Raw genomic sequence first — 16,780 nt, 5'->3', positions numbered from 1 at the left:
CCTTCTTTAACATAGCTGAGTGTCATGTTGACCAAAAATACCCCGCCAAATAAGCCCTCGGATGAAGATCCAGCACAGCGCGATGCCCGCGCTGTTAGACGTTGGTTTCCCCTGTCTTTTTTGCTCAAATTAACGGTTCTTATTTTGATTGTACTGGCGATTATGTTCGCCATATTTTTATATGCGGTCGGTACTGAGTCAGGCACAAAGTTCATTTTAGAAAAAATCAGTGCCGAGACGGGGGTTAAGTTTAAATACGGTCGGGGTAATCTGCGCGATGGTATTTGGGTCAGCGATATCGATATCAACGCTACCGAAGACCTTGAGATATTGGTCGATAAAGCTTATGTCAAAATAGGCTGGCGCGCGGTATTTGCCAAAGAAGTGCATCTACGCGATGCCGACATTCAAACCATTGAGATTATCAATAATAAGCCACCTACGGGCGAGCCGTTTGATTATCGAACGCTTAGCTTGCCAGTCAATTTGCGCTTTGATCAAGCAAAAATAAAAACCATTATTTATAAACAAGTCACCAAAGACCCTATCGTTGTGCATGATATCGAAGCGCGAGATTTGACTTGGGTTGGTAGCGTGGTGAACGTCGGGCGCGGCAAATTGCAGTATGCGGATATTGTAAAAGTCAGCGCTTTAAAAGGTCAGGCAGATTTACAAGGCGACTATCCTTTAGATTTGAGCGGAATTGTCGAGGTAAGTGCGTTAGAAAAAGCCTATATCGACCCTTTAAATATCACCGCAACCGGTACGCTAAAACGTACCGTTGGTAAAGTCCGTAGCCGTTATAACGACAGCGATGTCAGCGGTGATTTCGTGGTGCAGGGCCTAGATGAAGGTTCGCCGTTTCAAGCGAAACTTAAATGGGACGATATTTTAATTCCTTATGCCGATAGCCAAAATATCCACCTAAAAAGCGGCATGGCGACCGCGTCGGGCGTCATCTCGGAGATACGTCTGCGTATCAATACCGAGCTGACCGCTAAAGATATCCCATCGGGTCACTATCAAGGTCGCGGTATTATCGCCAACAGTCAGCTGCGCGTTGATCGTTTGGATGCGCAAGTACCAGCAGGCAATTTGACATTGCAAGGTATTTTGGACTGGAAAGAGAGTTTTGATGCGGTAGTCCGCGCCACAGGCAGTAATTTTGATATTCGACAGGCGATTCCAGCTGAATATGCCGACTTTAAACCCTATGCGCCGCAAAAGCTCAATGGTCGTTTATCGGTACGTTATCAGCATAAAAATAAAAATGGCAATCTAGAGATGGATGCAGATTTGCGTCAGCGCGATGGTGAGCATCTCAATGCCAATATCGTGCGTGGCAAAACGCCTGCTCGTGGTCGCAGCGCCAATTCTAAGCAAGTCACGCCTTGGTATATCGATGCCAAGTGGCAAAATCTGGTACGCCGCAATCTGCCAAATATCGGTAATGTCGACAGTCCAAGCGGACAAGCCAATGTTATTATCCGCGGCTCGAATTTATCGGTCGATGGCAAAGCGGTGATTAATGAGTTAAATGCCGCCCCTAAAGGCAACTATGATGTGCGCGTGCGTAAAGCCGGCGACGTGATTAATATCAACCGTCTTAATTACAAAGGTATAGTAGGCGACCTATCTGGTACAGGGCAGATTCAACTGGCCAGTAAAAAACACCCGCTAACGTGGCAAATTGATGCGCGTACCAATGGCTTATTACCCAAAAAATATCGTAGTGACTTACCGCTTGAGCGCTTAACAGGGCATATCAATGCGCGCGGGCGTATGCTCAATATCAGTAAAAACCGTGTCAAAGGTCAGCGCCATATTATTAGTTTTACTAATACCGATTTAAAAGCAAACCTTGATGCCAGTCAAGATAGCCGCGCTATTGGTATCACGGGCAGCGGTGATGCTAGCGTTGATATTATCGGCGGCGAGCTGTCTGTTTTTGATGCTCGTTTTGATGGTCATATTGATTCCGCTGACGTACCAAAGGGCAGCTTATCGATTGATGCTGCTGGTACGCCAAAGCTGATTCGTATTCGTAAACTCAACTATAACGGTGAAGCCGGCGCAGTAAAAGCGAACGGTGTCATTGACTTACGTCAAAACATTGGCTGGACGGTCGATGGCCGCTTTGACAAATTTAACCTTGGCTATTTTTTACCCAATAATGCCGCCATTATCACTGGTGATTTAAAAACCAGCGGTGTGTGGCAACCGCCGCCAAAGAACCAAGCCAATACTAATTCTAACGCAAAGGGTAAGCTGAAAAACTTTGCGGTGAAATTTGATGGTATATTAGATGCTGAGCAACTGCCAGCCGGTAAACTTAGCATTGACGCCAGTGGTGACGCACAGCTGATTCGTATCAAGCGTTTCCGCCATGTCGGCGCCGCAGGTAGTATCGATGCTAATGGTACGGTCGATGTGCGTAAAGGTATCGCTTGGAATGTTAAGGCGGTGATGAATCGCTTTAACTTGGGTTATTTCTTTAAAGATATCCCAAGTACCATCACTGGCACTATTGATACCGATGGGCGCTGGGGTGACAATCAGCAAATCGTTAATATCAAACAAGTTAACCTAAGTGGCGTGCTAAAAGGCCAGCCGCTCAGTGCCAAAGGTAGTCTGGTGGCGAAGCTGCGCCTACCAAAAGACTTGGGCAGTTATTTTAAACGCTTACAAGCACAGGATGCACAGGCACAGTATCAGCAAGTTAATGCGCTAATCGATAGCTTAAATGCCAATAATTTGGTGCTACGTTGGGGCGATAATTATCTTACTGCCAATGGTAACGCAAAGCAGCTACAAGCTAAGATTAATATCACCAGTCTTGACCAGCTATCAGATAAGCTTGCTGGTAAAGTGACGGGCGGCGCAACCTTGTCGCAGCCCGCAGGCCAAGCGCTGCCAACGATTTATATCGACTTGGTTGGTGAGCGACTAGCGCTACCGGGCTTTATTTTGCGTCAAGGTCGTATCCGCGGTAAGCTGGTCAATTTGGCCAATAGCCCAAGCCAGCTTATTATTAGCGCCGAAGGTTTGGATGCGGCAGGTCAGAGCTTTAAAAAGGTCAATGCCACTTTTAATGGCACTGAGCAGGCGCATGTGGTCAATCTTGAAGTGGCAAATGATGAGCTTGCTATCGCCGCTCGGCTCAAGGGTGGTTTTAATCGCGATAAGCTCAGTTGGTCAGGAGTGATTGGTAAAGGGCGTATCAAATCAAAATATGCGACGTTAAACCAACTACAACCTGCACAATTAATTGTCAATTTACCCAAAAAGCAGGGTAATAATTCTACTGACTTAAAAGTGCAGCTTGCCGCCCACTGTTGGCAGGCGACCGACCAAACGGGCAAGCTGTGTTTACGCGAGAATCTCATTGCTTCACCAGCGGCAGGTCAAGTCAATTTAGCGGTACAAAACTTGGATACTTCACTATTCTCGGTCTTTTTACCCAAAGATATCGATTGGCAAGCGAAAATTAATGGTAAAGCCATCGTCGGTTGGCAACGTGGTCGTCCGCCGACGATCAATACCACGCTGTATTCTGACAACGGCAAAATCGGCTTGATGCAAGATGGCGATAGTCAGCCGGTTACCTTGCCTTATAAGCGCGTGTCGGTCATTGCTTTATCGGTCCCTGAAGGCATCAAACTGCGCACGGATATCAATACTGGTCGCGGTGCGCGTGGCTATGCTGAGGTTATCGTTGACCCTTATAAAACACCGAAACCTATCTCGGGTGCGCTGGTGCTCAATGAGCTGAATTTGGCAGTGTTTAAGCCTTTCTTCCCCGGTATGCGCGTGCTCGAAGGTAATATCACTATGGCAGGTGGTTTGGGTGGGACGCTCGATAAACCGCAGTTTTATGGCGATGTGAAATTGGCTGATGGCCGTATTGCGATGCTAGATTTACCAATCAATTTAAGAAAGGTCAATGTCGATGCCAAAATTCGTGGTACGCAGGCGAATATCGACGGCACTTTTAATAGTGGTACCGGTACGGGCAAGCTGACTGGTACGGTAAATTGGCAACAAAAACTGCAAGCTAAGCTCAGCATCATTGGCGAGCGTTTGGTATTGACTCAGCCGCCATTATTGTTGGCTGAGATTAACCCTGATATCGACATTATCGTGCGTCCGGGTGACCGTTATGTCAATATTACTGGCGCGGTCAGTGTGCCGTCAGCGACCATTCGTCCACCAGAAGCCAGTGAAGATATCATTACCCAAACCGAAGATGCGGTAGTGCTTGATCGCCGTTTGATTGGTAATATTGATGAGGTTTTAGCGATTTCAAAACCTTGGTCAATCAATGCCGACATCGGTATTGACTTGGGCGATGACATCAATTTCCGCGGTTTTGGTGCAGTGATTCCGTTAGCAGGGGCGATTAATGTCACCCAAAATGGCACAGGCGTTATGCGCGCCAAAGGCGTCGTGCAGGTTTCTCGCCGTACCAATGTCAATATTTTTGGTCAGAGCTTAGAGCTGAATTACGGTCAGGTGCGTTTTAATGGCGACGTGATGAAACCAAATCTGAGCATTGAGGCGGTTAAAACCATCAGCGGTAAGACCGTCGGCGTACGCGTTAAAGGCAATACAGAAAATCCAAATATTATCGTCTTTAACAATGCTGGCTTAACCCAGCAGCAAGCGATGAATGCCTTGATAACGGGCCGTATTAATAATAAGAGCGCGACGCAAATCAGTGAGCAAGGCTTTAAATCGCAGGTGACTAATAACCTTGCGGCGGCGGGACTAAGCTTTGGGCTGAGTGGCACGCGCAATCTAACCAATCAGATAGGTCAAGCGTTTGGCTTCCAAAGCCTAACCGTTGATGCATCAGGCAGTAGTGATGACACCAACGTCAACGTTACTGGTTATGTGACCCCTGATTTGTATATTCGCTACGGAGTCGGGGTGTTTAATGCACAAAATAGCCTATCTATCCGTTATCAGCTAACGCGCCGCATTTATGTCGAAGCAACTTCAGCGGCGGAAAACGCGGTCGATGTGGTTTATAGTTGGCAGTTCTAAGCACTTAAGCTTTTAATAGCTTTACTATACTGTCGATTTTTAAGTCGCTTGTTAGTGGTTCATTTAATGCAATAAAAAACGCCTTTATCAAAAGGCGTTTTTTTATGCGGTGAGCAGTTGATTTATTTGGTTAAAATTAAGCGGTTATTGCGCGTTAAGCGTAAGCGATATTCTTCGCCTTCGTGCTCGATACGCACTTCTTTGGTTAGCGCAAATAGGTGCTGTGATTGCAGCGTAGGCAAGCGGTTTTCGCGGCAGTTTAAATAACGAGAGATGACCATGCTCATAGTAAATTCCTTTTGATAAAATAATTAAAGATAAGGCAGTGGGGTAAAGTAAGTTATTAACGATAATAATTATCATTTACATTGAAAGCTTTTGCAAGCTATTTGATAAAATAAATCACAGTTATTATGTAAACTTATATAAAGCAGCATTTACAAACGCTATAAGTCAAAACAATCGTACCATTATAAAGGGCAATAGAATGCGCAGTCATGTAGAGGATTCAAGCAAAAATTTGTTCGCTAAAAATGAGGCAAGTGCCCATAAACCGCTAAAAATCGTCAATGTTGCGGTGGCGGTCATTTATTATCAGCATCAGTATTTGCTCGGTTTTAGAAATGCATCGCAGCATCAAGGTAATCGTTATGAGTTTGTAGGCGGCAAGATAGATACTAATGAAACCATTCAACAAGCGCTGATACGCGAAGTCGCTGAAGAAATAGGTATTGATATCGCAAATAATACTGCAGTGAAACTCGGTCGGCTGCATCATGATTATGGCGATAAGCAGGTATGTTTGCAGGTTTACAAGGTAGCACTAAGTGCGCAGCAGTATGAACAGCATAAACATTGCCAGCAGGGATTGGAGGGTCAAGCATTAACTTGGGTAGATAAATCGAAGTTAATGGCAGGAGATTATCAACTGCCAGCCGCTAATAAAACCGTTCTTGCATGGTTGCGCTTACCACAACAGATAGCAATTACTTATCCATTGGCACACTTTAACGACGCGGCTGATCCAGCAGCAGCTTGGCTACAATTTCATGCAGCGCATTTGGCGCATGATGCTTGGGTTTATGTCCGTCCAAAAGCCATGGATGCAGATAATAATATAGCGCAGCTATTACGCTTGCGTGCAGATATACAGGCGATTGTACCAGCTGAATTTGAAAGCGACCAAGCACATAAGCAAGCTATAAACCACCAAATCGTCGCAAAGCAGTTAACCCAAACACAACTTATACGCGGCTTAAGCGATATTGATAACGCTGTTTATCAGAATAACCATATACCGTACGACGTTCTATCTACAAACCATTTATTAAACTATCCATTAATCATTAGCTGCCACGACGCCGAAAGTGTCGCTGCCGCTAATAAGTTGGCGCATAGACGTTTAGAGCAACAATTACCACCCGTTATCGGTATTTTTATATCACCAGTTTTAGCAACCCAAACCCATCCTGATGTCGAGCCACTTGGCTGGCAAGCGTGGTCGATATTAGCAGAATTAGCCGATATACCAGTGATTGGCTTAGGTGGTTTATCGCCAGCAATGAGGGCTCAAGCAGAGCAGTATGGCGGCATTGCTGTTGCTGGTATCCGACGATTTTTGCGGTAATTTTTAACATGGTATTTATATTATTTTTGCGTATATTCGCAGCCAATAATTAACCAAAATATGAAAGGTAAATCAAAAACTGAAAGCAAATGTAAGGCCATATAAGAGTGAGGTTTAATGGGGGCAAACCACTGATTTTAAATCTATTTTTACACAAGGTAACCATGTATTGCTTGTATGGCATAAATACAGAATTACTTACAAACCGTTGCGTTTTCCTACATTGCTACACTGTTTTGCTTAGCCCTTTGCCATTACTATAAACCTGCAAATTACTAAAGGGCGCAAAATCAGTTTGTTAAGGGCGATTCATCTAGCAACTTTTTATCCAATCACTTGCTATTTAACCAATTGCTATCCAACCACTTCTTATCTATCGTGATTTTATTCATCACAGCGCCACTGAAAGGTATAGTAAACATAAGTAATCCAGTATTTAATTTTCACTCATCTGTCTTTTGTATTTGAAGTGATTGTTGAGCATTATTTATACTGAGTTAATCGCTATAAAATTTGATAAATGAAAAATTTTAACTAACACTATTAATAAATGGTACTCCTATGAAAACCAATAAGTTACCTAAGTCAGCATGGCCTGATTCGCAGGCAGCTGGTTCTCAATCACAGCAGACTAAATCAAGTCATCATTATCTTGATAAAAACTATTTAAAAAAAGGTTATCGCAAGACAGATAATACGTCACAATCGAGTGATGCCAGCAATGACGCTAACTATCACAATGATAGCGCGAACGATATGCCAGTAGACGATGTCGCCCTAAAGGCACCAGCAACAGATAATGAATTCGTCTATAAAAAGATTGGACAAAACGCGCCTAAAGCCGCAAAGTCTGTATTGATTGATAGCAGCGATCACGATCAAAATAACTATAATACAAGTTTTAAAAGCACTCAAGATTTGCAAAGCCGCAGTTTTCAAGATGGCGGTGGATACAAAAAAGCGCCTGCTTATAAGAAAGTGCAAAAAACTACTGATATCAATACTACCGATATCAATATTGATGCTGCTGTAGACATCTCAGCGAAAAGCTTAAATGGCAATACTAAATCCAATAAGTCTATTACTGCTGAAGCTGTCGATGCAGATGACGGCAATGAAGATATGGGTTTACCAACAATACCAGAGCGTATATTTATGAATGGACTTATCAAGCATACAGGTATTGCTCTAGCAATTATTATCCCATTGGCTGCGTTCTCAGCCTATGCAGCGACGCCGCCCGTCAATACCGCGGCTAAAGCTACTGTGACCGCTAATGTAACGACGGATAAAACCAGCACAGAAACCTTATCCATTAAGCCAAATGCAATTATCCATAAATCTGCTAGCGTTCCAACTACAGTTGATAGCGTTGATCTCAAAAAATACGCTGGTACTTGGTACGAGATAGGGCGCTTGCCGATGTATTTTCAGCGCAACTGTGCCAGTGATGTGACTGCGACGTATGTTGAAAAAACTGACGGTTCAGGCATTAAGGTGATTAATCAATGCAAAGCGCAAGATGGTTCAGCCATTACCGCAGAAGGTCTAGCTAAACCCGCTGATGCTTCGGGTAGTAAATTAAAGGTTACTTTTTTGCCGTCATGGATTCGCTGGGTGCCTGTTGGCCGCGCCGATTATTGGGTACTGGCGCGTGACGCAGATTACAAAACGGCATTGGTTGGCACGCCAGATAAAGAATATTTATGGTTACTGGCTCGTTCGCCGAATGTTAGCCAAGAGACCTATGCAAAATATCGCCAAATTGCCCAAAAGCAGGGCTACGATTTAAAAGAATTTAAACTTACCCCGCAGACCAATCAGACGGTAAAGTTGGTTCCTTAAGTTTTTCATAACCATACATGGCATAACCATATAAGTATTTTATAATTATCATATTTTTGTTTGATTTATCGATAATTGACAATAGAGCAGCAATGCAAGCTGCCTTTAGTTTTATGCAGTAACTTATAAAGCGCTAAAAAACGCGATAAGTACGTCAAATTCGGTTATCACTAGCAAAATAGGGCGTTTTAGGCTAAAATCTACCTTATCTAAAGACGGTGACGATAAAGACTGTGACGCTAGTTAGTGATAGTTACTATTGCCAATCACTACCGCCAAAGTCGAGCATGACCGTTTTAATATCGTTATTTAAACAATGATGACCTATCTATTTATATTTCTTCCTACTTTTCTGCTACCTAATTACTGACCATAAGGATGTTTCTCGTGAGCAACGCTGATACCTTACGCCAATTACATCAAGACCATTTGAGCAATTATAACCAACAAGAGCAACAAGCCATCGAGCTTATGGGCTTATTAAATAAGCTTTATAATGAGCAAGATGTGCAAGTGACATTGTTTGGTGATACGCTAGATACAACCTCTGTGGGTCAAATACTGGCATTGCATCAAAAAGTCGCGCTACGTGATAAAGGTGCTAAACCTATCGCTGTCGCGGATACTTTAACGATGGTTAAAACGCTTGCAGAGAATAAAGACATCCAAGCGGCGCGTATCGATGTTGGTCAATTGATTGCTAATGACAGTGATTTACAAGCGGTATTAGAGTCTATTAACAATGACAATGCAGCTAGCAATGGCGCAACGGACGTGGTGCTATATGGTTTTGGCCGTATTGGTCGTATCTTAACGCGTCTTTTATTGTCACAAGCGTCAAGCGCTAAAGGCTTACAGCTAAAAGCCATTGTGGTGCGTCCAGCAGCAGCGGGCGATCTGGCTAAGCGCGCTTCATTGCTTGAGCGCGATTCAATCCATGGTAGCTTCGCTGGTGGCGTCGTTGTCGATGATGAAAACAATGGTTTGATCATCAATGGCCGCTTTGTACAAGTTATTTATGCCAAAGACCCAAGCGAGATTGACTATACGGCTTATGGTATCAACGATGCATTGGTCATCGATAATACTGGTATTTGGAAAGATGAAGACGGTCTTGGCAAGCATTTACAATCGACTGGTGTGAAAAAAGTATTATTAACAGCACCAGCTGGTGGTGATATTAAAAATGTCGTTTATGGCGTCAATAACGATACGGTCGGCGATGACACTATCGTCAGTGCAGCGAGCTGTACCACCAACGCGATTACCCCAACGCTCAAAGTCTTAAATGATGAATACGGTATCGAAAACGGTCACGTAGAAACTATTCACTCGTTCACCAACGATCAAAACTTAATTGATAATTATCATAAAGCTGATCGCCGTGGCCGCAGCGCGGTATTGAATATGGTTATCACCAGTACTGGCGCGGCAAAAGCGGTCGGTAAAGCCCTACCAGAGCTTAGCGGTAAATTGACGGGTAATGCGATTCGTGTACCAACGCCAAACGTCAGCTTAGCGATTTTGAACTTAAACCTTAAAACGGCGCCAGCCAGTGCCGAGGCGTTAAATGAGTTCATGCGTAAAGTGTCTAATAGCAGTCAGTGGCAAACTCAGATTGCTTATACAGATTCTACCGAAGCGGTATCAACTGATTTTGTTGGTGATACGCATGTCGGTATCGTCGATGCGCAAGCGACGATTTTGACAGACAATCATGCTATCGTTTATATTTGGTACGATAACGAAGTTGGCTATAGCACGCAGGTGTTACGTTTGGCCACGCAAATGGCTGGCATCAGCTATGCGCAAATTCCAGCGTAAAAATTTGCACAGCTGCTATCTTAGCCGTTTGTATTTAGATAAAATGCTAAGGCAAAATAGCGGGACGAAAGTAAGTTTTATCCTAGATAAATCGGTGTAAATTATTAACGGCAGTATTCAAACACCCGATAGTCCGAATGGTTATCGGGTGTTGTTGTCATGCTAAATGCTAAGCGTGGTATGACATTTTAGTAAATGCCGTTTTAAAGAAGATTTTATATTTTTTTAAGTTATTCATAACTACCAAACATATAGCTACCATCTAAAATACAGTCGCTGACTGTAAGTTGATAAACGAGATGGTAAATAAAGGAACGAAAGATGCGATTTATTGATGAAGCCGTCGTAACGGTAAAAGCAGGTGACGGTGGTAACGGAATCGCCAGTTTTCGCCGAGAAAAGTATGTCCCACGTGGTGGCCCTGACGGTGGTGATGGCGGTAAGGGCGGCGATGTCTATGTCATTGCCGATGACAATACCAACACCTTAGTTGACTACCGTTATACCCGTCGTTATGACGCCATGCGCGGTGAAAACGGTCATAGTAAGAACTGTTCAGGTAAAGGCTCTGACGATATTTATTTGCCAGTTCCAATTGGTACGACCGTGGTTGATACCGAAACCGACGAAGTATTAGGCGATTTGATTGAAATTGGTCAAACGCTACTGATTGCCAAAGGCGGCGACGGCGGTCTGGGTAATACCCATTTTAAAAGCTCGACCAACCAAGCACCGCGCAAAGCCACTTCAGGTTTTGAAGGCGAATTAAAGGTGCTGAAGTTTGAGCTAAAAGTAGTCGCTGACGTTGGTCTGATTGGTTTACCTAACGCGGGTAAATCAACCTTTATCCGTCAGGTATCTGCCGCCAAACCTAAGGTTGCCGATTATCCCTTTACCACCTTAGTGCCAAACTTAGGCGTGGTTGATATCGGTCGTCACCGCTCATTTGTGATGGCAGATATTCCGGGTTTAATCGAAGGCGCGTCAGAAGGCGCAGGACTTGGCATTCGTTTTTTAAAGCATGTCGCTCGTACACGCCGTCTGTTACACTTGGTTGATGTAAAACCGATCGATGGCAGCGACCCAGTAGAAAACGCGCGCGTGATTTTAAATGAGCTTGAGCGTTTTTCACCTGAATTGGCCAATTTGCCACAGATTTTGGTGCTAAATAAAATTGATCAGGTTGCCGAAGAAGACTTAAACGAGCTTTGTACCCATATTGTGGCTGAGCTTGGTTGGACAGGTATGGTATTTCGTACCGCAACCTTGACCGGTGAAGGCGTTGATGCGATTAAGTACCATTTGATGAATGAGATCGAGCGCGAGCGTGAGCGTGAACTCGAAGATCCGATTTTTGCTGAAGCCCAAAAAGAGCGTTTTGAGCGCTTAGAAGCAGAAGTTCGTTTGAATACCGAAGCGCAGCGTGAAGCCTATCGTGCGGCTCGTAAAGCAGCGCGTGAAGGTACCAATTTAGACGACGATGACGATTTCGACGATGGCGTCGAAGTGGTATACGTTCCTTAATATATCTAAGGTTAAATTGGCAAAAGTTAATGTTTCGTTTTTTAAATAGGTGTGCGTACAGTTCTAATATTATTCACGTAATTCATTTACCCTAGCAACAGGAGTTTATATGGCAGTTGACATAGAGAACACGACAGAAGAAGCAAGGTTTGTTAAGCAAGCTCGCAACTTTGATATTCGGCGCGTTATTGTCAAGATTGGCTCATCGCTATTAACCAATAATGGACGAGGGCTTGATCGAACTGCCATTTACGAATGGGCAAAGCAGATTGCCAAACTGCATAAGCAAGGTGTGGAAGTATTGCTAGTGTCGTCAGGTGCGGTTGCTGAAGGCGTGGTGCGGATGAATCTGGACGAGCGCCCAAGGAAACTGGCGGCGCTACAAGCTTGTGCGTCCATCGGACAGATGGGCTTGATTGAAACCTGGTGGTCAGCATTGATTCAGCATGGTATTCAAAGCTCGCAGCTATTATTAACTCATGATGATTTGTCTAATCGTAGTCGCTATTTAAATACCACGGGAGCATTGACGCAGTTATTAGAATGGCGTGTGCTGCCCGTAATCAATGAAAACGATACCATTACCATTGATGAGATTAAATTCGGCGATAATGACACCTTAGGCGCGATGGCGGCGGCGATGGTCAATGCCGATTTATACATTATTTTGACCGATCAAGAAGGCGTTTTTACTGATAATCCGCGTAACAATCCGAATGCCAAAATGATTCGTCAAGAGCGCGCGATGGCCGATTACTTATTTGATATCGCTGGCGATGGCGGTAAACTTGGTCGCGGTGGTATGCTGACTAAAATCCGTGCTGGACGCTTAGCTGCCATGGGCGGCTGTCCAACGGTTATTGTCAGTGGCGCTATCGACGATGTGATTACGCGTGTGGTTTCTGGCGAAGCGGTCGGTACGTTATTGACTACTAATGATGCCGATAAAATCATTGCTCGTAAACAGTGGCTAGCGGCGCATTTGCGCATGTCAGGCACGCTCATTGTAGACGCTGGGGCTGCAAAAGCGGTTGTCGAACATCACAAGAGCTTATTGCCAGTTGGCGTCGTCGAGGTTCGCGGTGATTTTGATGAAGGTGATGTGGTAGAGATTGTCAATCAAGACACGGGCGAGCGTATCGCTGTTGGTCAAGTGAACTTCTCATCGCGTGACGCTTGCCGCGTGGCTCGCGAGCGTACAGAGCAGTTTGATAGAATCCTTGGTAACAAGGAAGAGCGTGTGGTCATGGTACATCGCGACAATTTAGCGTTAACCGTGTAGTTATACCCCTTTAATCGGTAGGTGTTCTCAAAGCTTAATAGTAAATGGTATTTAATATAAAGAAGCTGATATCAAATCATTATGAAGCTTTTTAGGATTAAATGCCGCTATCTATGCGTTATAAGCGTTTATTAATCTTTTCTTTCACTTATTTTATCTTGCCCTGTTATTTATTTTATTGAATATAGGGCTGTTTTGGAGAGTTGTACATGAGTGCTTCAGACAGTAACCATGCGCTTGAGCAGAACTTTGCGCCTTTAAAAAACGATAGATTGCTACGAGCACTCCGCTTTGAGCCCATAGATACCACGCCCGTATGGATGATGCGCCAAGCCGGCCGTTATTTACCAGAATATAAAGCCACCCGTGCCGAAGCCGGTGATTTTATGAGCCTATGTAAAGATACGGCGCGTGCGACCGAAGTCACTTTGCAGCCGCTGCGCCGTTATGACTTGGACGCCGCAATTTTATTTAGTGATATTTTGACCATTCCTGATGCCATGGGGCTAGGACTGTATTTTGAAACGGGCGAGGGTCCGAAGTTTAAGCATCCGATTCGTACGCAAGCGGATTTAGACAGATTGCCGGTACTCGATATGAATGACTCGCTTGATTATGTCATGCGCGCGGTGACGAGCATTCGTAAAGCACTAAACGGACAAGTGCCGTTATTCGGCTTTTCGGGTAGCCCTTGGACGCTAGCGACTTATATGATTGAAGGCGGCAGCTCAAAAGATTATCGCTATACCAAGGGTTTCTTATATAGCAATCCGGAGTTTTTACATCAATTATTAGATAAATTGGCAACGTCAGTGATTGATTATTTGGATGCGCAAGTGGTTGCTGGCGCACAAATTTTGCAGATATTTGATAGCTGGGGCGGGGCGCTTGGTCATCGTCAGTTTGTGAATTTCTCGCATGCCTATAATAAGCGTATTGTCGCTGAGCTAAAGGTACGTCATCCAGAAATCCCAGTCGTACTATTTACCAAAGGCGGTGGATTGTGGCTCGATGTGCAAGCGGATAGTGAGGCCGATGCGCTAGGTTTAGACTGGACAATGCCTATTGATCGCGCCCGTCAAGTATTGACAGAAAGTCAGCGCCAATTGACCAAGCAACATAAAAAACTACAAAGTAGCAAAGCCATTCAGGGTAATTTAGACCCCGCAACCTTGTACGGCTCGCCTGCAACTATCCGTGCTGAAGTCAACGCGATGCTCGATAGCGCTTACGCCAGTGGCGAAAAAACCGGCTATGTGGCAAACTTAGGTCACGGTATTACCCAGTGGGTCAATCCTGATAATGCCAAAGTCTTTATCGATGCGGTACATGATTATAAAATTTAAGTTATAAAATTTAATATCGTTAATTATTAAAAAATGAACGTTTAAAAGCGCTAGTAATAGCGCTTATATTTAGAAGCAACAAGGTTTAACTTTGATGTAGAGCTTATCTCTATCTAAATATTTACGCATTAAAAGAAAAAGGAATATCTTATGATTTCAGCAGCGATTGTCGGCGGCACAGGCTATACAGGTATTGAGCTGATTCGCTTATTATCTGCCCATCCTGAAGTGTCTATTGATTTGCTAACCTCACGTAGCGAAGCTGGCACCCGCGCTGATGAGATATTCCCAAGCTTACGCGGTATCTCCGATATAGTTTTTAGCGATTTAGGTGATGAGACGCTAGCGACCTTGCAAAAATGCGATGTGGTATTCTTTGCGACCCCACATGGCGTGGCAATGAAGCAAGCAGAGGCATTAACGGCAGCGGGTGTAAAGGTCATTGATTTGGCCGCCGATTTTCGCTTGCAGTCATTAGCAGATTTTGAGCATTGGTATCAGCAAGCGCATGCCTGTCCTGAATTGTTAAAGACCGCCGTTTATGGCTTACCTGAAATCAATCGAGAAAAATTGGCCAATGCGTTAGTTGTCGGTAACCCTGGCTGCTATCCAACCACCGCTATTTTGGGCTTAAAACCTATTATCGATGCGCAAAATCAGCAAGCCGAAAGGCTGGTTGAGTCACGTATCGTTATCGATGCAAAATCTGGCGTTTCGGGCGCGGGTCGGCAAGCGAAGCTTGCGCTTAACTATGCGGAAACCACCGATAATTTCAAAGCTTATAGCGTTGAAGGTCATCGGCATTTACCAGAGATTGAGCAGGGCGTTGCTCAATTGTTAGAGAGCCAGTTTGACCATCGTATCCGTTTTTTACCGCATCTGGTACCAATGATACGCGGCATGCTGAGCTCTATTCATTTAGAGCTTACCGAAGCAGGCACTGCTATCGATTGGCAGCAAGTATTTGAGACAAGCTATGCGGCAGAGCCGTTTGTCGATGTGATGCCAAAGGGGCTTTATCCTGATACACGCAGCGTGCGAGCCAGTAATCGTTTGCGTATTGGTATTCACCAAGACAATGCGCGTGCTGAGCTGACGGTGATTGTCGTGCAAGACAATTTGGTGAAAGGTGCTGCTGGGCAGGCCGTACAAAATATGAATGTGATGTTTGGTTTCGATGAATCGATGGGCTTAGACTTTGCCCCTATCGTTCCTTAACAGATGTCTAGCTATTAACAAATCCCTCATATTTATGGTGCTAGGTATTGATTATAAATTCCGCTATAATAACCTGCCTTTACTGTTAAGAGATATCGTCTAAATGCGTTTGAAGAGTGCACCACGCCTTTGCCAACAGCCTGCACGAGTATCGTGCCAAGACTCTGTTTCCTATGATATGGGGCACGATGCGCATCTCTCTTATTCTCATTACCAACAGAGTCATGCGCTGATAAATAGCCCTATTATTAGCAACTCGCTTATTAGTAATAAGCAACGAGGCGCTTCTACCTTAGTATTGGCATTATTCGTAGTGACGGTATTGGTGACCGCTGGAGTTGGACTCGCATTTGGTCATAAACTTGGCTATCAGCGCGGCTATTATTCGATGCAGGCAGAAACTCAGCAAGCGGTGATTACCAGTAAAGAAGCCACGCAAGAGCTGAAAGATTTACGCCTTAGCAGCAAAATTGCCACTAATGAAGCGGCAACCGCTAAGCAAGAGTTAGAAATAAGTTTGGGAAATTTAAAAGAGCTACGTGAAAATCAACAGGAATTGACGGTTGAAAATAAACAATTAGCCCAACTTAATGAGATATATGCTGAGCTTGTTAGTGAAAATGGCGGTATGCCTTTACAAATACTTGGGGCGAAAATCAAACCTTTGCCTGAAAACGCTTTTGAGTACGGCTTTGATGTGGCAATGCTTGCCAGCGACGGCAAAGCTAAGCGCTTAAAACCTACTTTAACCTTGTTGAATGATAATAACTTTGTAGAAGTGCCGCTTGAGCCGGCAAGTTATACTATCGATGGCATAACGCGAATCCGCGGCCGCTTTATGATGCCAACAGGCTTTAAACCTTTGCAAGTGAAATTAAGCTTAAGCGCAGGCGGACAAGAATTGGAGCAATTATACGACTGGAAGCTTGGTGATAAGGTTGATAGCATGCCGTTGTCACTTTTAGATTTGCCAGAAGTTGATGAAAGCCCCATTGAACCTTAAGTTTTTGATATTTTATTGAACTTTATTTTATTGAATTTTAGATTTTTAATGTATTAATACTTTCT

10 protein-coding genes are annotated in these 16,780 nt (G+C 44.2%); 9 read left to right on the top strand and 1 reads right to left on the bottom strand.

What is annotated here, in order from left to right; translation table 11 throughout:
* The first annotated feature begins 24 nt into the window (after positions 1 to 24).
* A complete protein-coding gene (locus RAH45_RS09120) occupies positions 25 to 5,046 on the top strand; it encodes a translocation/assembly module TamB domain-containing protein (protein ID WP_306495199.1) in 5,022 nt (1,673 codons plus the stop codon).
* Positions 5,047 to 5,168: 122 nt separating this feature from the next.
* On the opposite strand, the gene hemP is transcribed toward RAH45_RS09120, so the two are convergent.
* Positions 5,169 to 5,327 (bottom strand): hemin uptake protein HemP, encoded by a 159-nt coding sequence (gene hemP, locus RAH45_RS09115; RefSeq protein WP_227672156.1) that lies wholly within the window; start codon positions 5,325 to 5,327, stop codon positions 5,169 to 5,171.
* Positions 5,328 to 5,533: 206 nt separating this feature from the next.
* Here hemP and RAH45_RS09110 point away from each other — a divergent pair, with 206 nt between their 5' ends.
* The 8 genes from RAH45_RS09110 (at position 5,534) to RAH45_RS09075 (ending at position 16,715) form a co-directional block, all read left to right on the top strand.
* Positions 5,534 to 6,673 (top strand): NUDIX domain-containing protein, encoded by a 1,140-nt coding sequence (locus tag RAH45_RS09110; RefSeq protein ID WP_191689680.1) that lies wholly within the window; start codon positions 5,534 to 5,536, stop codon positions 6,671 to 6,673.
* 561 nt (positions 6,674 to 7,234) lie between these two features.
* Positions 7,235 to 8,518: a lipocalin family protein gene (locus RAH45_RS09105; protein ID WP_306495198.1), complete on the top strand. Its 1,284-nt coding sequence runs from the start codon at positions 7,235 to 7,237 to the stop codon at positions 8,516 to 8,518.
* A gap of 378 nt (positions 8,519 to 8,896) precedes the next feature.
* Entirely contained in the window at positions 8,897 to 10,342 is a 1,446-nt protein-coding gene (locus tag RAH45_RS09100; protein ID WP_191689675.1) for a glyceraldehyde-3-phosphate dehydrogenase, read from the top strand.
* A gap of 321 nt (positions 10,343 to 10,663) precedes the next feature.
* Positions 10,664 to 11,866 (top strand): Obg family GTPase CgtA, encoded by a 1,203-nt coding sequence (gene cgtA / locus RAH45_RS09095; RefSeq protein ID WP_068404524.1) that lies wholly within the window; start codon positions 10,664 to 10,666, stop codon positions 11,864 to 11,866.
* A 109-nt stretch (positions 11,867 to 11,975) separates the two neighbouring features.
* Positions 11,976 to 13,148 carry a glutamate 5-kinase gene (gene proB, locus RAH45_RS09090; RefSeq protein ID WP_068404522.1) on the top strand — a complete coding sequence of 391 codons (1,173 nt, stop codon included), beginning with the start codon at positions 11,976 to 11,978 and terminating at the stop codon, positions 13,146 to 13,148.
* A 209-nt stretch (positions 13,149 to 13,357) separates the two neighbouring features.
* On the top strand, positions 13,358 to 14,494 hold the full coding sequence (gene hemE, locus RAH45_RS09085) for a uroporphyrinogen decarboxylase (protein ID WP_068404521.1): 1,137 nt from the start codon (positions 13,358 to 13,360) through the stop codon (positions 14,492 to 14,494).
* A 150-nt stretch (positions 14,495 to 14,644) separates the two neighbouring features.
* A complete protein-coding gene (gene argC / locus RAH45_RS09080) occupies positions 14,645 to 15,712 on the top strand; it encodes an N-acetyl-gamma-glutamyl-phosphate reductase (RefSeq protein WP_102077197.1) in 1,068 nt (355 codons plus the stop codon).
* Positions 15,713 to 15,815: 103 nt separating this feature from the next.
* The gene (locus tag RAH45_RS09075) at positions 15,816 to 16,715 is read left to right on the top strand and encodes a hypothetical protein (RefSeq protein ID WP_306495197.1); all 900 of its coding nucleotides are present in this window, start codon (positions 15,816 to 15,818) and stop codon (positions 16,713 to 16,715) included.
* Positions 16,716 to 16,780 lie beyond the last annotated feature (65 nt).

Origin of the sequence: Psychrobacter sp. van23A, from assembly GCF_030845275.1 — a bacterium.
GTDB lineage: Bacteria > Pseudomonadota > Gammaproteobacteria > Pseudomonadales > Moraxellaceae > Psychrobacter > Psychrobacter faecalis.
This window is presented reverse-complemented; position numbering and strand designations above follow the sequence as displayed.